The following is a 23,130-nucleotide window of genomic DNA, read 5'->3' as shown; positions in this document are numbered from 1 at the left end:
TACTATGGACAATGTATTTGCTAATAAGTTAAGAAAAAAGAATTTCTCGCTTCCAGAAGCTTACGGAAGTCAATTTGCAAAAAGAGTTTTTCAAAGAAAAGATATGCTTTTTGCACTGGCAGCCCTTTTGCTTTTTGCCGGGCTTGCCATTTTTGCTCCCCTACTTTCCCCTTACGACCCCAATGCAATTGACCTGAAGAACAAGAATCTGAGCCCTTCAGAGGAGCACATCCTGGGTACCGATTACCTCGGAAGGGACCTCCTGAGCCGAATTCTGATAGGAGCCAGGACTTCCCTTTCAATTGCTTCAGGAGTAGTGCTGATTTCCCTGTTTCTGGGAACTGCTGCGGGCTGTGCAGCAGGCTATTATGGAGGCTTTGTGGATGAAAGCATCTCCAGGGTTATAGATATCTTCCTTTCTTTTCCAGGGATCATCTTTGCTCTAACTATTATGGGGGCACTCGGGACCGGAGTTTTCAACCTGATGCTTGCCCTCTCTATAGTCCAGTGGGCAAAGTACGCCAGGATGATGCGGGGGCAGGTCCTTTCAATCAAAAAACAGGAGTTTGTCCTTTCTGCTGTAACAGAAGGGGCCGGAGATTTCTACATAATCCGCAAGCATATTGTGCCCAATGCCATAGCCACTCTTCTCGTGCTGGCCACAATAGATTTCGGACATGTAATTCTCTCTATTGCTACACTGAGTTTCCTCGGAATAGGACTGCCTGCAGATGTGCCTGAATGGGGAGCAATGCTTTCTGCAGGAAAGGAATTCATGAGGACAGCTCCTTACCAGACGATCTTTCCAGGGCTTGCCATAACCTTTATTGTTATCATTTTCAGCATTCTTGGAGACGGTATGAGAGATATCCTTGACCCGAACCACGATGGAGGCGAAATCGATTGAGTCTGCTTGAAATAAGAGACCTTTCGGTTGAATTTCCTGCGGGGGAGAACACTGTAAAAGCAGTTTCTCACGTTTTCTTTGAGATAAGGGAAGGAGAGACTTTTGGGGTAATTGGAGAAAGCGGGTCAGGGAAATCTGTTATTGGTCTTTCCCTGCTGAGGCTGCTTCCGGCAAATGCGATTGTTTCGGGAACAGTGTTTTTTCATGGACAGGACATTTTTTCTCTTAGACCTTCAGAACTCAGAAAAATCCGGGGGAAACGCATTTCCCTCATGCCTCAGAATCCCGCTGGAGCCCTGAACCCAGTTCTGAAAAACCGGCTTCAGATAGAGGAGGTTTTCGAAGAAAGAGGAGTTAACAAAAAAGAGGGAATGAAAAAATCGCTGAAGCTTATGAAAAAACTTCTTTTGAGAGATCCCGAAAAACTTTGTGATCTCTATCCCCACCAGCTGTCTGGAGGCATGAGGCAGCGGTTGATCGCTTGCATGTCTCTTTCTTTTGAGCCCGAACTTGTAATTGCGGATGAACCTACAAAAGGGCTGGACCCCGAGGCAAAGGAAGGAGCAGTGGAGCTTTTCACTAAGATTAAAAAAGAGTATGGGAAGACAATGCTCCTGATCACCCATGACCTTGATCTGGCTCTTGAGGTTTGCGACAGGATAGCTGTGATGTATGCAGGAGAGATTGTGGAACTGGATGAAGCTTCAAAGGTATTGAACACACCCTCGCATCCCTATACAAAAGGGCTTATTCGAGCTCAACCGAGGAACGGGCTTGTTCCCCTGAGCGGGCAGAGCCCAAGCAGGATAGACCTTCCTGAGGGCTGCTTTTTCCATGAGAGATGCAGGTACTCGAGTATTGAGTGTTTCAGAAAACACCCTGAAATGAAAAAACATAACGGAGGGTGGATCAGATGTCACTTCCAGTCCTTGCAGTAGACGAACTGGCAATGAGCTTTGGGACTCTGGAGGTGTTCACAAACGTCAGTTTTTCAGTATCTCGCGGAGAAACCCTGGGACTTTTCGGAAAAAGCGGGTCCGGAAAAACCACTATTGGCAAATGTATTGTAGGGCTTGAAAGACCCACAGGGGGAGAAATCCGGGTTCAGGAAGCGAATATACTGAATATGAGAAAAAAAGAGTTCCGGAAACTGCGCCCTAAAATCCAGATGATTTTCCAGCACCCTGAGACTTCTCTTGACCCTCGTATGAAAGCTTTTGAGAACCTAATAGAGCCCCTTAAACTCCATTCCGGGCTGAAGCAAGATGCCCTCCTGAAGCGGGGAGAGGAACTGGCAGAGCTTACAGGGCTGCTTCCTGAACACCTTGCTCGTTATCCGATCCAGCTCAGCGGAGGGGAAATCCAGAGGATAGTACTTGCAAGGATCATGGCTTTATCTCCTGATTTTATAGTTGCTGACGAGCCGACTTCTATGCTTGATGTTTCAGTGCAGGCACAGATTCTGCGCCTTATGCAGAAGCTTCAGAGGGAGACAGGCGTTTCCTACCTGCTGATCTCGCATGACCTTGAGGTGTTAAGGAAGGTCTGCCACAGGATTGCCTATCTCGATAACGGGACCATTACCTCGATTGAAAACATAAAGAGAGTTGTTAAAATATGACCATTCAGGAAAACCAGATCAAACAGACCATTGCCCGCATATGGGATGTTTCATCCGAGACCTATGACAGCAATGAAGGGCATGGGATTAAGAGTGAAGCTGAAAGAGAAGCCTGGAAAAAAGTGTTTAAAAACCTGCTTCCTCCGGGCAGGTTGAAAGTGCTTGACGTAGGCTGCGGGACATGCGAAATCGGGCTGTTGTTTGCTGAAATGGGACATCATGTTACAGGCCTTGACCTTTCAAAAAAAATGCTTGCAAAAGCCAGGGAAAAAGCTTCCAGAAGAGGGTTTGACAGTGTTTTCAAAAAAGGGGATGCTGAGGCTCCTCCTTTTAAGGCAGGGTCATTTGATGTAGTTGTCAACCGCCACCTCCTCTGGACCCTTCCGCACCCTGATACTGCGGTCCAGAACTGGAAAAAAGTGCTTGTGGAAGGAGGAAAGCTTATTGTTATCGATGGAGTCTGGAATGACGGTTCAATCGAAACAAACGCAAGGAGACTTGTAAGTGATTTCTGCACTTTGCTTGTTGAAAGAAGGAATCCCAGAAAAGGAAATTACTCTAAGGAGATAGACAGCGAACTTCCAAACAGGCATGGAGTCTCTCCTGAAAAAATGCTTGAATATTTCAGGGCTGCCGGATTCAAAAATATAAAAGACATCGACCTGAAAGATATCATGGATCTTCAGAGAGAGAATATGCCATTCAGGAAACGAATAGCCTACAGTTACAAGTACCATTTAATCTACGGGGAAAAGTGAACCTGAAGGAAATGTGGAAATAAAATGAAAACAGGATTATAGGCAGGAGTCAATATTCATAGGCTATTTAAATCGAGAAACAAAGAGACCCGTATAGGAGGGAATAGATGGGCATAAAGGAAGAAGTTTACGAACAGATTATTGAAATACTTAAAGATGCAAAATTTCCCATAAATACGATGGATGAGTTGATTGCTGCCTTGCCTGAAGGGCTTGACACCACAGGCAGAATCGGTGGTGCTGAAGTTACTGCAAGAGAGGCGGAAGGCCTGATTACTGAAAAGGATTTTCCGTTGAAAGACGCAAAATATGTGGCAGATCTATTGATCGAAAGAGCCGGACTTTAATTTGACTTATTCAGATCCAGTAAAAGGCAAAACGAGTATAATGAGAATAGCGCTTATAAAAAAAAATCAGTTTTTCCAAATTCAGAACAAATAAGTAGATCCCAGATAGTTTTAATAATATATACGTAACAGGGAATGAAGCAGAAAAAAATGAATATATTTATAATAAGAGAGCTTATATTTAAGAAAGAATTACGCACTTGAACTGAGAAGAAGGAATTACGCACTTGAACTGAGAAATCAACGGCATGAAGTATTAAAATATATGAATATATATGCTCATACAGGTCAATTCATGCTTTTATTTGTCCCTCAAGCGCGTAATTCCCGGAAGGAAATTACCTGGCAGTGTTGCAAGTTTGCTGTAAATTCAAGTTAAGTTTTTGTATGCTATGGATGGAATTGATCTGCACATATCGAATTTTCCATCCGATAACTTCTAGAAACTTATCATTTTACAGAAAATTGGCACACTGTCTTTTATAGCCACCTTTTATATTTTTATGTTATAGTCAGTTTTTACTGCCTTTATTTATTAAATTTTTGTTCCAGAACTTTGTAGTTATTTAAACAGTTATTGTATTTGGTTTCCCATGTTTTATATTTGCTTAGACATTTATTATATTTGGTTAAAAAGCTGTTATAGTTCTTGAGCCAGTTCTGATACTCTTTGTCAGTTTTATTTTTCTTGCTCAATTTCTTTTTCTGTGTTTCAAGCTTCTGTTTTTCTTTTTCACACTGAGCTTTCTCTTTTAATATTACTATTTTTTCATTTTCCAATTTAGCCTTCTCTGTATCTAACTTTGCCTTCTCTACTTTATATGTATCATTTGACCCTGCACTTACTGATGCAACTGTCAATGACATTACAAAAAAGACCAGTGTAAACATACACATGAGCTTTTTTATTCCGTCAAATGTTTTCTTTCCCATAGTACTATCCTACTTTTGTTTTTAATTTAATGTGTTTAATATAATTTGTCCTGATTTTGTTTTTATTTACAAGGGACTCATGCATATGAGGTTCAGAATAAATCACGAATGAATCTGCCATACTTTGATGAATCTGCCATACTTTGATGAATCTGCCATACTTTGATTTGAATGGTTTGCAGATTCGTGCTATTGATTTCTCAGTTCAATAGCATAAGTCCTATTGTTTTATTGTCTTCTAATTTTCCTGCCAACCATCAACGGTTGACATACCTTGAATTAGCTGGAAAAAATATATACATACTTACATGCATAAGGAAATTATAAAATTTAAATTTATAAAAAAAGCTTTATAAGGTATATAATTTGAAATATAACCTTTAATGTGAGGATTAATCCATACTGGAAGCCTTAAAAGTCATATAATTTTAAAAAAAAGGGAATTTTCCGAAAACAGGTATCTTTCAACTACCAGTATCATTTGATCTGCGGAAAGATATTCGATAATGGAAATTACTCAAAATTAATAAGAAATATTCTAAAAGAGAAGAGTCTTCTCTTTTAATTTTAGCTTACTGCATGTTTTACAATAACTTTTTGTTCAGCAATGACATTGCTGCTTTTAATGTCAATAACCTTGAGGGTAATTTCAGATCCTGCTTTAAAGCCGTAATTATTGGAGGTATCACTGTCCCCATTGACACTTACTTTTACAGTGGAAATATCGGACTTCCATCTATCCCGCCCATGGAGAGTCAGCCTTTCTCCAACGCTCCAGAAACCATCTTTAAGTAGTGCATCGTTTTGGTTTGCATATGTGTTATTTTTTTCTTTCGAACCCAAGTTTTCGTAAATCACCTGTGTATCTCCGTAGAGAAGATGTCCACCTCCTGTAACAATACCCTGGTAGGCATTTCCATCTCCTGAAATCTTTATGGATATGGTGTCAAGAGGAAGAGAGTCACCTCCTTTGTGTAGAAGCACAATCCTGTTTTTTTGAAAATTTGCTGTCTCTTCGTCGTTTATCTCACTAAAATTAGTAGAGGAAAGCCCTCCTTCGCACGATTCAAGTGAAATCCTTGCCATCAGCGGTTGAGTGCTTTTGCCTTCATTGGCAATATTGGAAAAACTGATAGCAGTCACACTTGCAAGTACAACCAGAACAATCAACATAAGAAGAGAACCTATAATAGGAGTTACGGCATCAGATACTGATTCTGATGAAAAAAACTCTTTAGCTCGTATTTTTCCCCAGGTTTTCATCAATAAAGAAATACGATAAACTGTCATAAATAATTTATTAACTTCAAAAAAAAGTTGTTATTTATGAATAAAATCTGGAGAGAAAATATCTTCCAGATCATTTCCTTTTTCGCTGCTTCTTCTCATATTCTTTTTCGAGATCGAGAATTCCTCTAACAGCCTCAAGTTTCTTTTTACTTCTGGAATAATGTAAAAGTACAAGGCCGACTCCGAAGAGCAGAACTATAATTGCGGCTGAGAATAGCAGGGGTGCTGACTGGGTATAGTATTTCACCTGAATGGTTTCTTCCTGGTCTCCCGTCTTCGAGGGAATCCACAGGAGAGTTTGCCTTCCTTTTTCATCATAAGTTACACTCGAAGGCTCAGGCCTTGCTATCCCGAATACCCTGTTGCCAGTAACATATCCTTCTGGAAGTACCACGCGAACGAATTCGGAATCGTGTTTAACAAATGCAAAACTCTGCTCTCCCGAATTCTCAAGCGTATATGCAATAAAACCTGTAACAGGCTCCTTAAGCTCCAGGTTTATAACTTTCACACCCTGGATAACTTCCTGAGTCAGAGTATAATTAATATCCGATGTGTTCGTTTTGCTGGAAAGTTTTTCAAATGTTTTCGGGTTCGCTTCGGTCTCGTTTGCCGGGCCCACAAGCTGTACGAAATTTTGAATAGGACTTTCCTCTGAACTGCCACCCAGGATGTCGGGAGGATAGATCTCAAGCTTACTGGTATTTACTACGATGTGAACAACCTGTACTTTCGTATCGTTTTCCAGCAGGTAGTATGTAGTGGTATTTGCAAGCGTCTGATTGCTTGACTCATTCTGAAAAATCTCAAATTCATAACTAGAGACATTACCAGGCTTATCTATGACAATTTCCTTTTTTTGCTCCATACATCCCGATGCAAAGACCACCATCAGGGCAAGGAGTATAAACACTATTTTCGTTTTCATTTTCATAGACAAATTCTCCCTTGAGCTTAAAGTGGTCTCTTATCATCCACGGCAATTTTCCTCGCTTTTGAGGTAAAGCCTGTACAGGATCTGGAACAGGTTAACATTACCTTATGTTCTCTCTTCTTAATAAACAACACGGATAGGCATTTTAAAAAGTATGACATAAAGATCACTTATCATATAAAAGAAGTAGGGCTGGCAGGTAACAAAACTCAGCTATTGAACTCTCCAAAATGATTTAGAAATTTATCTTTTAATTCTCTTCACTTTCACCATTAATAGTAGCAATAATCTCCTTAAAACTCGCTAAGGAGGCTTCCATATTCTCTATTATTTCATTTGCAAGAATCTCTGGGTCCGGAAGGTTGTCCAGATCCGCAAGGCTTTTGTCCTTGAGCCAGAAGATATCCAGATTCGTCTTATCCCTTGCTACAATATCATCATAGATAAATCTCCGGAACCTGCCTTCTGGAGATTCTTCACTCCAGGTTTCTTTTCGGATGTGGCGGTTTTCGGGGTTGTAGCATTGAATGAAGTCTTCCAGATCCGAATATTTCATAGGGTTCTTTTTCAATGTGTGATGCACATTTGTACGGTAGTCATAGATCCACACTTCTTTTGTCCATGGTTCTTTTGATGCAGTTTTTGCTTCAAAGAAGAGCACGTTTGCCTTTACACCGTTTGCATAGAAAATCCCTGTTGGCAGACGCAGGATTGTATGCAGGTCAGTGGTTTCGAGAAGCTTTTTTCGGATAATCTCGCCTGCTCCACCTTCGAACAGGACGTTGTCCGGCAGTACAACTGCTGCCTGCCCGCCGGTTTTAAGGATAGTATGGATGTGCTGCAAAAAGTTTAGCTGTTTGTTGCTTGTAGTTGTCCAGAAGTCCTGGCGGTTGTAAGTGAGTTCTTCTTTTTCCTGCTCGCCTTCTTCGTTTGTGAAGGTCATGCTGCTTTTTTTTCCAAACGGCGGGTTTGTGAGGATGTAATCGTAACGATAACCGGGATCGGCAATAAGAGCATCGGAATTTGAGATCATGGGTTCTCCGTCGATTTCCCCTATGTTGTGCAGGAACATGTTCATCAGGGCAAGCCGCCGGGTACCTGCAACGATTTCATTCCCGCCAAAGGTTTTGTTTTTCAGGAAGCGGCTCTGCTCCTTGTCCAGCCGGTAGTGTGAGGTAAGAAAATCATAGGCTGCTAAAAAGAACCCGCCTGTGCCGCAGCAGGGATCTCCGATTGTTTTCAGGGGCTCAGGCTGGAGACACTGAACCATGACTTTGATTAGCGGCCTTGGGGTGAAGTACTGACCGGCTCCGCTTTTCGTATCTTCAGCATTTTTTTGCAGGAGCCCTTCGTAGATTTCTCCTTTTGTATCCACACCCATCATGACCCAGCTTTCTTTGTCGATCATGTCAATGATCTTGTACAGCATTGCAGGGTCGCTGACCTTGTTCTGGGCTTTGAGGAAAATCTGCCCAAGCATCCCCGGTTTTTGACCAAGTTCTTCCAGCAGTTCCCTGTAACAAGTATCGAGTTCGGCTCCCCGCTGCTGTTTCAGTTTGTCCCAGGTATATTCTTCAGGGATGCCGATATTTCTGTTATACGGCGGCTTACTGAATTCTTCAGCCATTTTTAGAAATATGAGATAAGTCAACTGTTCCAGATAATCGCCATAGCTCACTCCCCCGTCCCGCAGGACGTTGCAGAAGCTCCAGACTTTGGAAACGATGGATGAGGTATATTCAGACATGGTTTGGATCCTTTAGATGAGAGTAATTTTCAGTTTAAAACTTAATTATTAACGTTTACTTGTCAATTTGCTCGAAAGCTTGCAGGGTAGCTTGTTGAATTAGTCCTTTGTCTTCTTGAATGATATTTTTCTGTTTTTCAGTTGTCTGCTTCCTTTTCTTTCTATTTCCTACCTTTTCAGCCTTTATTCTTTCAAGCAAAACTTCAGCCGGCTCCCAATCTTCTGCCCCTCGAACCTCTGCCAGCTCTTTTTCATTAAGCAACTTCCCCTCAAATGCTTTTTTCAAAATACTCTGCCGCAGTGCTTCGGCTCTTTCCAGATTGGTTTCAATATCTTGCTCTATCTTATCGCAGACTGAAAGGCGAGTTTCGATTTCCTGAACGATGACTTGTTGTTCGGGAAGAGAACAAAAAGGAACCAATATGGATTTAATAGTACTTTGACTAACAGTGTTTTGCCCTGCTGATGAAACCATATTTTCGTGGACATATTGTCTTACTTCCATCGTTTGGAAATAATAATAGTAATATTTTGGAACTGTATTAGAAAGATCAAGCGAAAAGCGTATAAAGTGATCGCAGAAAGCCCAATTGTTTAAATCGTCTTTTTTACTTGTAATTATCAGTCTACCAACTAAATTTTTACTTCCATTGACTCTTATACAAACTAAATCATCTTTAAAAAGTTTGTATTTATTTATCTCTGAAGATGTTAATCTTATACATCTTGGGCTGCTATAATCTATTTCCAGATTACTGATGTCTGCCAAGCGCAAAACTTTAAACTCAGATCCTTCTTTCCCACTTCTCTTAGAAATTCCATTTTGAGATGATTTCACAAGATCTGAAAAAGGTACTTTTACGTATCCCTCAAATGCTTTCTTCAGCACCGCCTGCCGATAAACTTTGAGCTGTTCCTGTGCCAGTTTGAGATTTGCAATGCCGTTGTCCAGTTCGCTGAAGAGTTGTTCGATTTTAGAGACTATAGCGCGTTGTTCGGGGAGAGGGCATATAGGCACTTCCAAGTTTTGATTAAGAAAACCCGACGCAATGCTAGCTTGATTAACATGATTAGAACAATTAACTTTATAGAAACCCGTGTATTTTAGATAATGTAAATATCTTGCGTAAAACCTTGGATCAAATCTAGGTTTCAACCTTATCCTAGTCATATGGTTTGAATAAACCCAATCAGTGTCTTTATTGATAATACACGTCTTACCAAGCAGCTCAGGGCTATTGGTATTATTAAAAATAATGTCCTGAGACTTTAGATAGTAGTCCTCGTTTTTTAGCGGGACAAACTTAGTTTGGGTAAGATTTACTTCTCCCTCATTTGATATATTATAAGGCCTGAAATGGAGTTTCCCATTTCCTACAGAATTATGTTTACCGCTTGGATATCCTGGTTTTATTTCTCTTGAAATTTCACCAAGCTTGGCATTTAACCATATGCTTCTTTCTTTCATGATACCTACACTTTTTTTCATCTGAATGATCTAAGCTTATCTTATTTTTACTACAATATGAAATTACTTTAATAATTGATGAAAAACATTCACGCCGCCAGAGCCTCATATAATTCTGTATTCAAATTCGTCTCCCAACTTTTCTCCCAACTTTTCTCCGAACCTTTCTCCGAACCTTTTATTATCAATTTTGAAGTACTTTTAAGATGTCAGTTGATTAAATAATTGTCTACTTGTGTCTTTGGATGTAATCAAAACTTAGGCTCTGTAGAAAGCTTCTCTAAAATAGCTCCAAGAGGCTGAAAATAAACAAACAAAAATATATAATGTAGTTCATTTTAAATTAATGAATACTTCATATTTCAGAGGATTTCTACAAAACCCATTGAAATTGACCGGGGATGATTGGGATTGCGAATATTACTACTTATTCTGACAACATTTATTATTTTTAGTGGATGCGTTGAAGAAAATAATCTCACTCAATCAAATGAGTCAGCATATCAAAGGCCAGGAAATACGACACCAGAAAATCTGTCCTCAACAACCCTGTCATCCGATGAAGATATCCCTGAAATCGAAGTAACGTCCTTCTCAAGCATTTATATGCACGATAATTCAGAAAATGTATTAAGTTACCTGTTTAGCTGGGATAATGTCCCGGGTAACGAAAGTAATAATCTCAGCAAATACCTCAAGAATAATCTGAAAATTGATTGGATAAGTAACGCGCAGATCGTTAAAACCAATGACAATAATACAATCCGTGTTTTCACACCCGACAATTCTCTGGAGTTAAAGCTTGCAGACGATAAAAATACGGTTCTAATAACTCCTAATAACATTCAATTAAAAGTAAAAGAGGAAAATGGTAAGCTTTGTATATACAGAGTTAAAGAATACCGTGGTTCAAGTGATCCCGCAGAAATCAAGCTCGGATATAATCTCAATGAAAAGTATTACGCGGTATATGACCTTTCAATAAAGAATAACGGTTCAAATGACCTCGATTTTAAATTAAACGAACTTCATGTACGTGATGGAAATCGTACATTTAATACTACAAATCTGGACCCTTACGGTTTTTATGAGAGATCACATCTGGAGGTGCTTTCAAGCCTCAAAGAAGAAAATAAAATTGAAAATATAACTCTGTCTCCCGGACAAACTATAAACGGATCTGTGGTTTTTCAGGTTAATTCGCTGTACAATGAATCATTTTTACTGATGTATAACGAAACTCCTGTTTCCTCAGCCTCTTTAGAAAAAAGTATTGAAGCTTTAAGAGTTGCCGAACGCTTCAATTACTCAACGGTGTTTGGCATACCGCCTTATTCTGAAGACCCTTCTGAATTTTATAGTGAAGGGACTCCGTTATTTTGCAGCTGGGTAAACAGAAGTGTATTTGAATTTTTCAATAAGGCAGATCCGGAGAACGTGATGAAACCTTCTCCCTACTCTCCCGATGAAATAAGCTGGACCAAAATTGTCTATGCATTGGAAGTCAAACCTGAAAGAAACATAACAACGCTTCCAGTAAAAAATAGGGACTCACATACGTACAGTCTTCTTGTTGTTGATGATGCCGGAGAGGAACTAATTAACACACACGAGATTGAAAAAATAGCATTTCTAAGAAATGGAACCTATCAGCACTATTCCAGAAATTATCAAGATGTCCCACAGATGAATTTAACTAACCACACATTCGTTAGAACTTCATTTGAACGTACTTATGGAACTCCTATGAATGTTTACGTTTCGATTAATAACCAGAATCTTATACTGAACGATGACCTGAATGAAATTCTGGTAAGATATAGTGACGGAGGTTACCATTTCGTTTAATCTCAGGATTTTATACTGCATTATTTTTATGGATGCGTTAAAGAAAATAATGGCACTCGATAAAATAAGTCAGTATATCAGTAACCAGTATTCTGTTCACTTTGTTTCAAAAATCACCAGTCATATACTCCATAAATATCGGACTCGATTACATGTAAGTTAGAACTGAAGATCTGAATGACCATCCTGACAACTATTTCCCCACAGTTTTCTCCGAACCTTTCTCCGAACTTTTCTTCGAACTTTTCTTCGAACTTTTCTCCGAACCTTTCTCCGAACTTTTCTCCGAACTTTTCTCCGAACCTTTCACCTAAAATATTCATTTCTTCCATTATCTTCACGCCGCCAGTGCCTCGTTCAATTCGCTGATAACCATATTCATTTCGTCCCCGAAAAGCTGGTACATTCTGCCTCGCCCGCCAAGAGCATCAAAGGGAGTGTAATCAAGGTCATCGATTTCCAGATGAAAGCTGGTTGCAACATAATCTTTAATCATGCGAAGCCAGTTCATCTGGTCTTCATTAAATTTCAGAGTTCCTGCCTGTTTTTTAAATACCCAGTCCTGGAAATTCCGGTTCACGGTCTGGTCATAGGCTGTCAGCACAGGGTCGATCTCGGTTATCCTGCGGATCAGAGAAACCAGAGCAGTCAATTGTTTTTTCGGGGAATTCCCATTCACCTTTTCCAGCTGCTCGTAAGCCTGCCAGACCCTCAAAGGAGCGAATTGGGGCTTTTCCAGCTTCAGTTTCTCCATCACTTCTTTTAACATCGCGTAGGTAACTTCCCTGCGCCTGTAGGGCTGGTTGTAGAAAATTCTCAGGGCTGTGAGCTCATCTTTATTTGCTTCCATATACGCCTTAAAGTCATTAACCAGTTCATCCGCCTGTACCACAGTGTCTTTATCCCAGCCGGCTCTGTTAACAGTGTCAAGGTTCACGGTATCAATAATCTGCTCATGGACTCTGCGGACATTTTCAATATATTCATTCAGCTCGCCGGAGAAAGTTGATCTGGCAATATCAATCAGTTTCTCCTGCGCTTTATTCCTTGCATCAGCCTCTAAAATCTCCGGCTGGAGTTGGTTAATCTCAGAAGCTTTGAGCTCAATGATGTCAGGATTGTATGCATTGAGCAAGTCCTTAACAGTCTGATTGATCGTTTTTCCGTTCGCTTTCTCCGCAAAAGTAGCTCTTTCGCCTTCGTTTATCTGTCTATCCAGTCTTGCAAGCCGATTAGCCAGAGAAACATAAAGGTCTTCGTCCTGAGCCCCAAAGGTAACTGCTGCAAGCAGGTCTTTCAGAGATGTGCTTTTCTGGCGTTCCAGAGGTCGGCTGTCGGTTTTCATGGTCTTTGTAACGCCCACCGCGTCCACAATTACAAAATGAGTCTTGGCTGAAATTGCAGATGGTGTCACTTTTTTCAGATCATCATAGTCCAGAGTTCGTGTACCTCGGCCCTTCATCTGCTCAAAATAATTCTTGCTTTTTACATCCCTCATAAAGAGCAGGCATTCCAGCGGCTTGATATCCGTGCCTGTGGCAATCATGTCTACTGTAACCGCTATTCTGGGATTGTACTCATTGCGAAAAGCTGACAATACTGATTTAGGGTCTTCTTCGGCCTTGTAGGTCACTTTTTTGCAAAAGGCATTGCCTTCTCCGAACTCTTCCCGCACAATATTGATAATATCATCGGCATGGCTATCGTTCTTGGCAAAAATCAGGGTTTTTGGAACTTCCTTTCTGCCGGGAAAGATCTCAGGTAACTTTTCCTTAAATGTTCGTATCACACGTCGTATCTGGTTGAGGCTAACCACATCTCGGTCTAAGTTTTTGGAAGTATAGGTGAAATCTTCATCCAGCTGTTCCCAGCGTTTTTTACGGGTAAGCTTCTCCCGTTTGTCCACAAACTCCTGCGCATTTATTTTTGACCCGTTTTTGGTAATTTCAGTCTCGATGGTATACACGTCATAACCCACATTCACGCCGTCTGCCACTGCGTCTTCATGACTGTACTCACTTACTACGTTCTCATTGAAAAAAGCAAAAGTGCGCTTGTCCGGTGTGGCTGTCAGACCTATCAAAAAAGCATCAAAGTAATCCAGAACCTGCTGCCACAGGTTGTATATGGAACGGTGGCACTCATCTACAACTACAAAATCAAACTCTTCAATGGGAACTTTCTCATTATAAACTACAGGAAGCGGTTCCTTTGGCTGCCAGCCTCTCTCAGCAGGGTTTTCTTCTTCGTTGATCTCATCCAGCTCTTCGCCCTTCAGAATAGAGTAAAGCCGCTGGATTGTGGAAATACACACCTGGCTGTCTGATGTGATATAACTGGAACGTAAACGCTGTACATTGTAGAGTTCGGTAAATTTGCGGTTATCATCATTGGGAGTATAATTTTTGAATTCCTGTTCTGCCTGTTCACCAAGGTTCCTGGTATCAACAAGAAATAGCACCTTTTTTGCATCCGCAAACTTCAGCAATCGATAGATGAAGGTTATAGCAGTATAGGTTTTTCCCGAACCTGTCGCCATCTGGATAAGAGCTCTTGGGCGGTTGTCCTTAAAGGACTTTTCAAGATTTGAAATTGCTATAATCTGGCATTCCCGAAGACCGTCGGTCCTCAATTTAGGAATATCCAGCAACCTTTCCCTCAAAGGTTTCTTTTTAATATATTCCTCAAAAGTTTCAGGTCTGTAAAATGAAAAAACAGGTCTGGACCTTGGTTTTGGGTCGCGAACGTCTGTAAAGCGTGTAAGTTCCCCGGTACTCTCGTACACAAAAGGCAACGGGTCGTTGTTAAGGTATTTTAGCTTGCTTGTAGCATACCCGGATGATTGTTCCTCAAAGACGGTTAACCGGTGACCTTCTTCATCCTTTTTTGCTTCAATAATCCCAACGGGCTTTTTATCAACAAATAATACATAGTCAGCAGGTCCTACGTCAGTAAAATACTCCTTAACTGCAATGCCTCTGGAAGCAGTCCAGTCGATTTTGCTCTTTTCCTGCACTATCCAGCCAGAAACATTTAATTTTCTATCGATATCATTTCTGGCTTTCTGCTCCGGAGTTTGGTTACTATTCATAGATCTTTACCCTTTGAGATTAATATCTTCTTCATCTTCTTGATTGGGACGCTAAAATCGGTATTTTCTTTGAATGTGATTTGTACCGATAAATGTTTCTAAATTTATGTTAATACCCCAATATTTTGGGAACTTGTGTGAGTTATTTTTCTATTAACAAAGTACAGAAGTAGAGTTGAGGATTGGAGAGATAGAACCAGTAACAAAAAATTTAGCCTATTTTCAGCCTTACCATTGAGTCTTTAGAACAAGTCCAGGATAACAAAACTAACTTTGAAATCGCTCTAAAACGTCTTAAAAATAGCTCGATGTTTACTCATGAAAGTAGCAGTTTTAGGTTCCAGCCTTACATTCGAAGCTTTAAATGCTAAGGCAACCTTATGAATAATGGACTATAAAACGATACTAAATTATCTTTAAATGAATTGTAACTCTTGAGTAGGTCATTATAACATATTTAAGGTGCTTTGAACAAAAAGTTATAAGCCCTGTGCCTGATTCTCAGGTGCAATTATTATTGCTTTGGCCTTATAGTCACGCGACCTGGTGACTCCAAGTCACTCGCTCAACTGGAATGTGTCAAAGATGCATAGTCTTATGCCAACAGTTATTAGAGCTTGAAATGGAACTGAGCCTAGCAACATGTTCTGACATTTCTAAATGAATATATTGCTAAGTTTCAAGTTCCGGAATTTTGAATCTATCTATAATTAACTTAACTTTGTTGATTCAGGAACCTTTCCACCATAGCCCACTCAACTTTCTTAATATACTTTGCTTGAAGCTTGGAGACATAAAGAACATTGCTGCCAATCAGGATTTTCATATCTGATGACTTGGGCTCAGCTGTACCGATTGGAAGAAGCACAGGGCCCTTAGGGGATGTGCAGAGCCTGAAATCCTGACCGCTCTTTCTTATATAAGCTCTTACCTTTTCATCAATTGTAAACGACGGAATCATATTAACACCATGCAGAACTTGTCCGGGAAAGATAAATAATTGCAGGTTATAGTTTCAATATAATAAAATATCTCATAAACAGGAAAAAGTCCTGGTCTGTAGAGGTCTCCGGGGCAGTTTTAAATTTCATGAAAGCAATTTAGGACAAAGATAACCATGATGATGAGAGATAGGGGAAAACTTGTAATCTGGCCTGTATATCTCGACCAGACAAAATCAAGGAGCAGCGGCAGAATAATTTCCCGGAAAAATGCTATAAAGGAACCGCAGCTTAATGAGATAAAAGAAGCAGCCCGACAACTTGGCCTGAATCCCGAAGTAGAACCTCATAAAGCATATCCCAAGTCCTGGTGGGAAGTAAGCGGGAGAGTGCTCGTGGATGATAATGGTCCGAAAACCGTTATTGCAAAACAGATAGCTGTAGCCATAAAGAAGATGCGAGGGCCGGAGAGCTCTGCTAAAGCTTAAATTTTATATTGCTTCTTAATAGAAAACGTTAGTAGAGAAACGTTAACAGAGAAAAAAGGATTTTGCAAAACCTTGAAAGGTCAAAAAAGCCCCAGATACCTGATAATCCTTTTATCTGGGCTTTTGTAAGCTTTAATAAGCTCAGCTAGTCTTTATTTTAATTTTTTATAAGGATACCTCATCTCTTTTCCGCAGCGCTGGCAAAAAACAACGATATATCCTTCCTTCAGCCTGTAACGGGCATTTTTTCCGGGCACGAGAAAAGCGTAGCAGTGTTTGCAAATTCTACTTTTTATATCTCTCGGAATACTTATCCGGTTTCTCATAGAGATGTTCCTGATAAGCTGCACGTAACGCTCGCTACGGTCAGGATGTTCTGCATGCTCGCTTTTTGCAAGCTCAAAAAGTCGCCACATTCGCTGGATTGCGATTCTTTGAATCAGGTTCTTCTGCTGTTTTCTTGCTATTCTAGACATGGGTAGATTGATCCTGCATTTTCGTCTCAGACCTTGATTTTTAAGCTTCTTAAATATCAAAATCAGGAATTAAGAATAATCACATTGATATTTGGGTTCTTGCCGTGTACAAGAGTTTTAAACTTTTCGGGGTTCCCATCTGTTATATCTGGTTTTCCGTAGTGCATTGGAATTACGTCTTTTGGGGAAATAGCTGCGGCTGCACTTGCTGCTTCCTCTTCGTCCATTGTGTATGTACCCCCTATAGGCAAGAGAGCAACATCTGCCTTTATATTTTTTATCTCAGGGATAAAGTCACAGTCTCCTGCATGATAAATCCGAATTCCTCCAAGTTCCACTATATACCCTACTCCTAATCCATGGGGATGATAAGGTTTATCGAGGTTATAAGCCGGAACTACTTCAATTCGGGTTCCCTTTATTTCAAGCCCATCGGCCAGCACATCTCCCTCAGCAACCCGCCTTGCGTCTCCCTTGAATTGCAGAGATAAATTTTCAGGGATCAGGGTGGTTGAGTCCGACCGCCGGACCTTTCGGATATCATCAGGGCTGCAGTGGTCAAAGTGCTCATGAGTAATTAACAGGATATCAGCTTTATCTTCAAAAGCTGGCTCTTCACTGAGGTCATAGGGATCAATATAAATCTTCTTTTCATCCCCCTCAAGTAAAAAGCCAGAGTGACCCAACCACTTAATTGTAACATTTCCAATCTTTACTCGGTTCATTTCATACACCTGTGGACTTCTGTAACTGAGTTTAATGAGAAAACCTTAGAGAACAATGATTTCACGATTATATTTATAGAGTGATTGTTTTCTGATTATATTTATAGAATGATTGTTTTCTGATTATAGTAATGGTACCCGAAAGAGTTTATTCTATCTTCAAAGAGAAAAAATAACCTTTAAAAAGCTAGCAAACTCCTGCTTTATATCAGTACTCACAGAAGCATTAAGAGATTTTGAGAAAATTAGGGAGTTCTTACTGATATGCTGGTTATCTGTCTTATTTGATAAAACCTGGTTCAAGCACTCTCTCATAGATCATTTTTTGCATATAAGAGACAATCGGCAGTTTGATTATCACTGCTTCTCTTTTGTTTCCTGCGCTGTGAACCCCTATTGATTCCTTTCCATCGGCAATCATAAAAAATTCTTCTTTATACTGGATGCCATCAATTACAATGTTATTCATGAAATCCGTAAACTCTTTATTAGTTTCTTTGAACTCAAAAGGAAGTGACCTGAAACTATCCAGTTCATCAACGATAAGAATTAGATTACAAGTTTTTTCTAGTTTTTTGATTTCCTGCTTAAATTCCTTGAGTAACTCAGGGTTGGACGAAAAAATAATCAATTCGTCTTTTACTCCGGCCATAATTTCACGTATCCGGTTCTTTATTCCCCAATCACTCTGGATATACCATACAGGAGAAGTTTTTGGAAGTTCATAACTCAATTCATTGAACTGGCTAAGTGTCTCGATTGCACAGTTTAAGAACTCATTTTTTATTTCTCCGATTACCTTTTTAGGATCAACTGCTCGGAAATACGTTGGAGATCCCTGTCTCACTTCCAGATAGCCTTTTTTCGCAAGTACTTTAAGAATTTCATATATCTTGGCTCTTGGCACATTTGTAAGTTCATGAATTTCGCGGGCTGTAGCCTCTCTCAAACTTACGAGCCCAATATATGTTTTTGCTTCATTCTCGGTTAGCCCTAGCTTTTCAAGGTTACGAATTAATTGAAGATTAGTTTGTAATACCATCTGTTACCCCTAATGTAACAATAGATTTAAATCTTTTCTGTTTGTATACGTCAAAAGATCTAAGTCACAGAAGATTTGCCGCAAAATAGTATAATTTTAGCAAAATAGTATAAGTATTAAAATTTATACAAATAATAGATAATAAGCCTTCATTATAGAGAGAAAAAAGGCAAATATTATTTAAATGTATGCAAACCTTAGATAATAAGCCTTCAGCGTAGAGAGAAAAAAGGCAAGTATTATTGAAATGTATGCAAATATTAGATAATTGGGCCTTCGGCCCAGAGAGAAAAAAGGCAAGTATTATAAATGTACACAAATGCTAGATAATGAGCCTTCAGCCCAGAGAAAAAAAGGCAAGTTCAATACGTGCGCCAACTTCCAATTGCATTTCATATTAAAAACTATGAGGGGAATCCACTATTACTAAATTTTTTGAAAAACTGGGACTTTTTATTCAGAATAACCGTTTTTCCGTACTCCTGATAGCTTTACTGTGTATAGTTATAGCAACGCAGGGAGCTCAACTCATTGAAATGGAATCAGGAACAGAAACCTTTGTCGGAAAAGACTCTCCTCTCTACCAGGATTATGATCACCTTTATCAAAAAATTTTCCAGACACAATCTATTGTGGTAATGGTAGAGGGCAACGATGTAGAAACTGCTGACGTGATGAAAGCTGTAGACAGGCTAGAACATCAGGTCCAGGCAACCAATGGGGTAATTGAAACTACAAGCCCCGCTTCACTGATCAAACAAATCAATTATAAGATGACAGGGAAATCTAAAATCCCTGATACCGATGAAGAAATAAAAGCCATTGTAGACGGAAACCCTGATATTTTCGGCCAGCTTATTCCTGACAATACTCATATGATAATTTCGGTAGTCATGGCCGGTTCAGCTAGTGAAGATAATAAGGAAGATATCCTTGCTTCCACTAAAGAGGCTGTTTCGCTGGCGGATTTTCCACCTTCCTACAACATTATTGTTACTGGTGATCCAGCATTCGTAGTTTCCATGAACGATGAAATGAATTCCAGTATGGGAGTGCTTCTAGGACTTTCAGCGGTTTTCATGGTTATTGTACTGCTTATAGTATTCAGGCACGTTCGCTGGTGTCTTCTCCCTCTGCCGATAGTTCTTCTTGGTATTGTTTATACCTTTGGAGCTATGGGTTATGTAGGAATTCCCATGTCCATGGTTTCCATGGCTGCATTCCCTATCCTTATAGGCTTGGGAATTGATTATGCTATTCAGTTCCATAACCGACTTGAGGAGGAACTGCAGGAAAAAGGAAACAAAAAAGCAGCAGTTATAGAAACCGTAAAGCATACCGGGCCTGCAGTCCTCACCGCTCTGGTGATGACAGCCCTTGGCTTTATTTCTCTTTTTACATCTACAGTACCAATGATCCGGGATTTTGGTAAATTGCTCATGATAGGCATTTTAATGTGTTACTTCTCCGCTATCTTCGTAGGGGTTATAACGATTTCTTTATTTGACAAATACTCGGATAAAAACCCCCTGAGGAAGGCGTTAAGTAAGATAAAACCTGCAAATCCGGAAAAGAAGAAAAAGTCTGAGGACGGAGACGAAAGCGGGCGTCTAATAGGGAGGATTCTCCAGAAAACTACAAGCCTGACTATCAAATATGATGTTGTCGTACTTGGAGTTGCACTCTTGCTCTGCGTTGGAGGCCTTTACCTTGACAGATCTGTGCCTATTCAGACTGATGTTGAAACCTTTGTGCCTCAGGACATGCCTGCACTCGTGAATCTTCACCATATGGGAGATATCATGGGTGATAGCGATGAATTAAACCTTATCATCAAGGTTAAGGATGTAGCTGATCCGGATGTTCTTAAGTGGATTGATCAGTTTTCCGAACATGAAGCAGAGTCCAATAGCCACATTTACGGCTCTTCGAGCATTGTAGATCTTGTAAAGGAATACAATGGAGGGGTAATTCCAGATACCAGCCAGGAAATAAAGGATATTTACTCTGAAATCCCTGAGTCACAGAAAGACCACTATATATACGGAAATAATATGCTTCTCCTGAACTTCGACATCGGGAATGCGGTTGCGGACATAAAAGTAACAGGTATTGAAGAACTCAGGAATATTGTCAAGCAAGATATGCAGTGGATGCCGGCTCCACCAGGCACTACTGTCACGATTACCGGAAACTCGGTTGTGTATATAGAGGTTATCTCTGCTCTTACCAGCGGAAGAATAGCAATGACTTTCCTTGGCCTGATTCTCGTGCTCGCAGGACTTCTTATTGTATACAAAGATTGGGTGAAAGCCCTGGTTCCTGTAATCCCAATGCTAATAGTTATTGGCTGGTCAGGCGGAGTTATGAGCCTTCTTAATATCAGTTATACTCCCCTCACAGCGACCCTGGGAGCTCTGATACTGGGAGTAGGGTCAGAATATGCTATCCTCATGATGGAGCGTTACTTTGAAGAAAAGGAGAAAGGTGCAAGTCCTTTAGAAGCTATTCTGATGACCAGTTCCAAAATAGGAAGTGCAATTGTTGCTTCAGGAGCCACGACAGTATTCGGGTTTATGGCCCTGCTGGCTTCTCCTTTCCCCATAATAACCGACTTCGGTACAGTTACGGTTATCGATGTCTTGCTGGCTCTCCTGGCAACATTTGTAGTCTTCCCCCCACTTATGATTACTTTTGATACCTGGCGCGATAAAAGAAAAGGAGCTAGGAAAGCAGAAAAACAGACAGAGACAAAAAAGCAAATTCAGGGGGCCAAGATATGATACGAGTGCCCATAACAAAATTAAGGCAAAGCATGATTACGAAAATTACTACGTTTGCGTTAATTCTATTAATAGTATCAGTGACTGCACTCCCAGCTCTCGGGGAAGATGATGAAACCAACTTCATTGCTCTAGATCATGGGTATACTGTAGATTACTACAAAAGTTACGGAGCGCCAGTAATACAGGCGTCAATTACAGGAGATCCCGTGCTTGAAAGGGGAGAAACTGCAGATCTGAAGATAAAAATTGCAAATGCAGGATCTATATCTGGTTTTAAGAGGTTAAACGCAAATCAGAAAAGAATAAACGATTCCATTGAAGAAACAATTGCACTGAAAGAGATGGGAGAAGAAGAAGAATGTACGACAGCAAAAAATATAGAAGCTACTCTTCAATCAGAAACGAAGTACATTGAAGTAGAGTCGACAGGCAATTTCCAGAACCTTGAAGAACTTGAAACCGGACATATAGCACTTCTTAGTTACTCAATAAAAGTTGATGGCAATGCACCTTCTGGAAATTACGAACTTCTTCTTCCAGTGACCTATCAATACCAGTCAAATGTCCGAACTGTAACTGCGGATGCAGTAAATCTCGGGATTACTGATGTAGACTATGCAAGAGAATACAAAACGAAAACAGAAACTCTCAAAATACCTATTTCCATAAAAAGTGAACCTAAATTCGAAGTAACCAACGTCTCTGGCAACCTTATGCAGGGTGAAAGTAAGGTTGTTAATGTTACTTATAAAAATACAAGAGAAACCGTAGCAAAAGACGCTTTTGCTCGGATAATTGTGATGAGCCCTCTAAGCACTGAAAAAGCTACGGTAAGATTAGGGGATATTGACCCTGGAGAAGAAAAAACTGCCAGTTTTGAAGTTAAGGCCGATTCGGATGCTATTGTGAAAAAGTATGGAGTCAACAGTGAAATAAAATATCTTGATGACGACGGAGATACTAAATTTTCAGAAAGTATGAAAGTAGACTTACCTCTTAAAGCAACAGAACAAAAATTCAGCATAACAGGAATAGCAATTTTATTGATTATAGTTATCGCCCTTTACCAGATAGTAAGCGTACACCGGAAAAGAAACCAGAATGACGAGAATGTATCAGGTGATGAAAATGAATAATAAAAATGGATTATTTATTACTGTCACGACGCTTCTGATCCTTTGCTGGGCAGTCTTCCCAGCGCAGGCAGCTGTACCAGATAATTTTGATATTAGTGAAAACTACTACTCAGTATACGGAGGGCCTGACCTTAATGCAACACTTGTTGGAGACGATCAGTACTCTAGAGGAGATACTGTAACTCTTAATCTAAATATGATGAATAAGGGTGAAATTTCCGGCTTTAAATCTGAAAAAGATGCAGATATTGGAAATTATGCAGATGAAATGCTACAGCAGTCAGAGATGCAGTATGAAGCGCAGGCTACGACAGCAATAGGCATTCTTGCAACCCTTAAATCTGATAATCCTAACATTAAAGTTAAGTCTGGACCCCAAGAAGCTGGTACTCTCAAGCAGGGAAAACAGAGTGTAAGTCCCACGCAGTTTACAATTGAGATTAACAAAGATACTCCTGCCGGCGTATATCCCCTGAATCTCGATCTTTCGTATCAGTACCAGAACAATGTCCAGGTAGGCGGAGACGATTTTGACAGCGTTACAGGCCTTGTGACAAATAAGGAAGTTGGTCTCTGGTATGAAAATAAGACT

20 protein-coding genes and 1 pseudogene are annotated in these 23,130 nt (G+C 40.1%); 10 read left to right on the top strand and 11 right to left on the bottom strand.

Features of this window, described 5'->3' with window-relative positions; all coding sequences use genetic code 11:
- The first annotated feature begins 4 nt into the window (after nt 1-4).
- The 5 genes from A9239_RS02575 (at nt 5) to A9239_RS02555 (ending at nt 3,633) form a co-directional block, all read left to right on the top strand.
- Nucleotides 5-907 (top strand): ABC transporter permease, encoded by a 903-nt coding sequence (locus tag A9239_RS02575; protein ID WP_048154337.1) that lies wholly within the window; start codon nt 5-7, stop codon nt 905-907.
- Nucleotides 904-1,845: an ABC transporter ATP-binding protein gene (locus tag A9239_RS02570; RefSeq protein WP_048154334.1), complete on the top strand. Its 942-nt coding sequence runs from the start codon at nt 904-906 to the stop codon at nt 1,843-1,845. Before A9239_RS02575 ends, A9239_RS02570 begins: the two co-directional genes overlap by 4 nt.
- Nucleotides 1,821-2,528, top strand: coding sequence for an ABC transporter ATP-binding protein (locus A9239_RS02565; RefSeq protein ID WP_048154332.1), 708 nt, complete (start codon nt 1,821-1,823; stop codon nt 2,526-2,528). Before A9239_RS02570 ends, A9239_RS02565 begins: the two co-directional genes overlap by 25 nt.
- Nucleotides 2,525-3,286 (top strand): class I SAM-dependent methyltransferase, encoded by a 762-nt coding sequence (locus A9239_RS02560; protein ID WP_048154328.1) that lies wholly within the window; start codon nt 2,525-2,527, stop codon nt 3,284-3,286. The genes A9239_RS02565 and A9239_RS02560 overlap by 4 nt, the downstream gene beginning before the upstream one ends.
- 107 nt (nt 3,287-3,393) lie before the next feature.
- Nucleotides 3,394-3,633 carry an MTH865 family protein gene (locus tag A9239_RS02555; protein WP_048120240.1) on the top strand — a complete coding sequence of 80 codons (240 nt, stop codon included), beginning with the start codon at nt 3,394-3,396 and terminating at the stop codon, nt 3,631-3,633.
- 528 nt (nt 3,634-4,161) lie between these two features.
- Here A9239_RS02555 and A9239_RS02550 read toward each other — a convergent pair.
- The 5 genes from A9239_RS02550 to A9239_RS18730 form a co-directional block, all read right to left on the bottom strand.
- Entirely contained in the window at nt 4,162-4,566 is a 405-nt protein-coding gene (locus A9239_RS02550) for a hypothetical protein (RefSeq protein WP_048154326.1), read from the bottom strand.
- A gap of 567 nt (nt 4,567-5,133) precedes the next feature.
- Complete coding sequence (locus A9239_RS02545) at nt 5,134-5,856, bottom strand: type IV pilin (protein ID WP_052712654.1); 723 nt, start codon at nt 5,854-5,856, stop codon at nt 5,134-5,136.
- A 70-nt stretch (nt 5,857-5,926) separates the two neighbouring features.
- Nucleotides 5,927-6,790: a DUF5803 family protein gene (locus A9239_RS02540; RefSeq protein ID WP_048120244.1), complete on the bottom strand. Its 864-nt coding sequence runs from the start codon at nt 6,788-6,790 to the stop codon at nt 5,927-5,929.
- A gap of 250 nt (nt 6,791-7,040) precedes the next feature.
- Nucleotides 7,041-8,537, bottom strand: coding sequence for a class I SAM-dependent DNA methyltransferase (locus A9239_RS02535; RefSeq protein ID WP_048154323.1), 1,497 nt, complete (start codon nt 8,535-8,537; stop codon nt 7,041-7,043).
- A gap of 55 nt (nt 8,538-8,592) precedes the next feature.
- Nucleotides 8,593-10,005 (bottom strand): restriction endonuclease subunit S, encoded by a 1,413-nt coding sequence (locus tag A9239_RS18730; protein WP_052712653.1) that lies wholly within the window; start codon nt 10,003-10,005, stop codon nt 8,593-8,595.
- A 405-nt stretch (nt 10,006-10,410) separates the two neighbouring features.
- Here A9239_RS18730 and A9239_RS02525 point away from each other — a divergent pair, with 405 nt between their 5' ends.
- The gene (locus A9239_RS02525; protein WP_141706342.1) at nt 10,411-11,853 is read left to right on the top strand and encodes a hypothetical protein; all 1,443 of its coding nucleotides are present in this window, start codon (nt 10,411-10,413) and stop codon (nt 11,851-11,853) included.
- 113 nt (nt 11,854-11,966) lie between these two features.
- Here A9239_RS02525 and A9239_RS02520 read toward each other — a convergent pair whose 3' ends face one another.
- The 3 genes from A9239_RS02520 to A9239_RS02510 all read right to left on the bottom strand — a co-directional run bounded on the left by A9239_RS02520 (nt 11,967) and on the right by A9239_RS02510 (nt 15,905).
- Nucleotides 11,967-12,194, bottom strand: coding sequence for a hypothetical protein (locus A9239_RS02520; RefSeq protein ID WP_176722086.1), 228 nt, complete (start codon nt 12,192-12,194; stop codon nt 11,967-11,969).
- Nucleotides 12,191-14,944 (bottom strand): DEAD/DEAH box helicase family protein, encoded by a 2,754-nt coding sequence (locus A9239_RS02515; protein WP_048154315.1) that lies wholly within the window; start codon nt 14,942-14,944, stop codon nt 12,191-12,193. Before A9239_RS02515 ends, A9239_RS02520 begins: the two co-directional genes overlap by 4 nt.
- A 715-nt stretch (nt 14,945-15,659) precedes the next feature.
- Nucleotides 15,660-15,905 carry a hypothetical protein gene (locus A9239_RS02510; RefSeq protein ID WP_048120255.1) on the bottom strand — a complete coding sequence of 82 codons (246 nt, stop codon included), beginning with the start codon at nt 15,903-15,905 and terminating at the stop codon, nt 15,660-15,662.
- A 162-nt stretch (nt 15,906-16,067) separates the two neighbouring features.
- Here A9239_RS02510 and A9239_RS02505 point away from each other — a divergent pair, with 162 nt between their 5' ends.
- A complete protein-coding gene (locus tag A9239_RS02505; RefSeq protein ID WP_048123283.1) occupies nt 16,068-16,373 on the top strand; it encodes a signal recognition particle protein Srp19 in 306 nt (101 codons plus the stop codon).
- 152 nt (nt 16,374-16,525) lie between these two features.
- Here A9239_RS02505 and A9239_RS02500 read toward each other — a convergent pair whose 3' ends face one another.
- The 3 genes from A9239_RS02500 to A9239_RS02490 all read right to left on the bottom strand — a co-directional run bounded on the left by A9239_RS02500 (nt 16,526) and on the right by A9239_RS02490 (nt 18,616).
- Nucleotides 16,526-16,849, bottom strand: coding sequence for a ribonuclease P protein component 4 (locus tag A9239_RS02500; RefSeq protein WP_048120257.1), 324 nt, complete (start codon nt 16,847-16,849; stop codon nt 16,526-16,528).
- Nucleotides 16,850-16,911: 62 nt separating this feature from the next.
- A complete protein-coding gene (locus tag A9239_RS02495) occupies nt 16,912-17,574 on the bottom strand; it encodes an MBL fold metallo-hydrolase (protein WP_048120260.1) in 663 nt (220 codons plus the stop codon).
- 280 nt (nt 17,575-17,854) lie between these two features.
- Nucleotides 17,855-18,616 carry a TrmB family transcriptional regulator gene (locus A9239_RS02490; protein WP_048120264.1) on the bottom strand — a complete coding sequence of 254 codons (762 nt, stop codon included), beginning with the start codon at nt 18,614-18,616 and terminating at the stop codon, nt 17,855-17,857.
- A 422-nt stretch (nt 18,617-19,038) separates the two neighbouring features.
- Between A9239_RS02490 and A9239_RS02485 the strand changes: the two genes are divergently transcribed.
- The 3 genes and pseudogenes from A9239_RS02485 to A9239_RS02475 form a co-directional block, all read left to right on the top strand.
- A complete protein-coding gene (locus A9239_RS02485; RefSeq protein ID WP_141706341.1) occupies nt 19,039-21,399 on the top strand; it encodes an RND family transporter in 2,361 nt (786 codons plus the stop codon).
- A complete protein-coding gene (locus A9239_RS02480; RefSeq protein ID WP_048154312.1) occupies nt 21,396-22,538 on the top strand; it encodes a COG1361 S-layer family protein in 1,143 nt (380 codons plus the stop codon). The genes A9239_RS02485 and A9239_RS02480 overlap by 4 nt, the downstream gene beginning before the upstream one ends.
- Nucleotides 22,531-23,130, top strand: a pseudogene (locus tag A9239_RS02475) (hypothetical protein); the annotation flags it as partial. The gene A9239_RS02480 and the pseudogene A9239_RS02475, both read left to right, overlap by 8 nt.

It is taken from the genome of Methanosarcina sp. A14 (assembly GCF_001729375.1).
Classification (GTDB): Archaea; Halobacteriota; Methanosarcinia; order Methanosarcinales; family Methanosarcinaceae; genus Methanosarcina; species Methanosarcina barkeri.
Note: the sequence above shows the minus strand (reverse complement) of the source record. Positions and strands in the feature narration are given on the sequence as shown.

Excerpts from the sequence above, each read along its gene's own strand:
- A9239_RS02575 (WP_048154337.1), top strand. The coding sequence starts at position 5 with ATGGACAATGTATTTGCTAATAAGTTAAGAAAAAAGAATTTCTCGCTT.
- A9239_RS02565 (WP_048154332.1), top strand. The coding sequence starts at position 1,821 with ATGTCACTTCCAGTCCTTGCAGTAGACGAACTGGCAATGAGCTTTGGG.
- A9239_RS02560 (WP_048154328.1), top strand. The coding sequence starts at position 2,525 with ATGACCATTCAGGAAAACCAGATCAAACAGACCATTGCCCGCATATGG.
- A9239_RS02555 (WP_048120240.1), top strand. The coding sequence starts at position 3,394 with ATGGGCATAAAGGAAGAAGTTTACGAACAGATTATTGAAATACTTAAA.
- A9239_RS02550 (WP_048154326.1), bottom strand. The coding sequence starts at position 4,566 with ATGGGAAAGAAAACATTTGACGGAATAAAAAAGCTCATGTGTATGTTT.
- A9239_RS02545 (WP_052712654.1), bottom strand. The coding sequence starts at position 5,856 with ATGACAGTTTATCGTATTTCTTTATTGATGAAAACCTGGGGAAAAATA.
- A9239_RS02540 (WP_048120244.1), bottom strand. The coding sequence starts at position 6,790 with ATGAAAATGAAAACGAAAATAGTGTTTATACTCCTTGCCCTGATGGTG.
- A9239_RS02535 (WP_048154323.1), bottom strand. The coding sequence starts at position 8,537 with ATGTCTGAATATACCTCATCCATCGTTTCCAAAGTCTGGAGCTTCTGC.
- A9239_RS18730 (WP_052712653.1), bottom strand. The coding sequence starts at position 10,005 with ATGAAAGAAAGAAGCATATGGTTAAATGCCAAGCTTGGTGAAATTTCA.
- A9239_RS02515 (WP_048154315.1), bottom strand. The coding sequence starts at position 14,944 with ATGAATAGTAACCAAACTCCGGAGCAGAAAGCCAGAAATGATATCGAT.
- A9239_RS02510 (WP_048120255.1), bottom strand. The coding sequence starts at position 15,905 with ATGATTCCGTCGTTTACAATTGATGAAAAGGTAAGAGCTTATATAAGA.
- A9239_RS02505 (WP_048123283.1), top strand. The coding sequence starts at position 16,068 with ATGAGAGATAGGGGAAAACTTGTAATCTGGCCTGTATATCTCGACCAG.
- A9239_RS02500 (WP_048120257.1), bottom strand. The coding sequence starts at position 16,849 with ATGTCTAGAATAGCAAGAAAACAGCAGAAGAACCTGATTCAAAGAATC.
- A9239_RS02495 (WP_048120260.1), bottom strand. The coding sequence starts at position 17,574 with ATGAACCGAGTAAAGATTGGAAATGTTACAATTAAGTGGTTGGGTCAC.
- A9239_RS02490 (WP_048120264.1), bottom strand. The coding sequence starts at position 18,616 with ATGGTATTACAAACTAATCTTCAATTAATTCGTAACCTTGAAAAGCTA.
- A9239_RS02480 (WP_048154312.1), top strand. The coding sequence starts at position 21,396 with ATGATACGAGTGCCCATAACAAAATTAAGGCAAAGCATGATTACGAAA.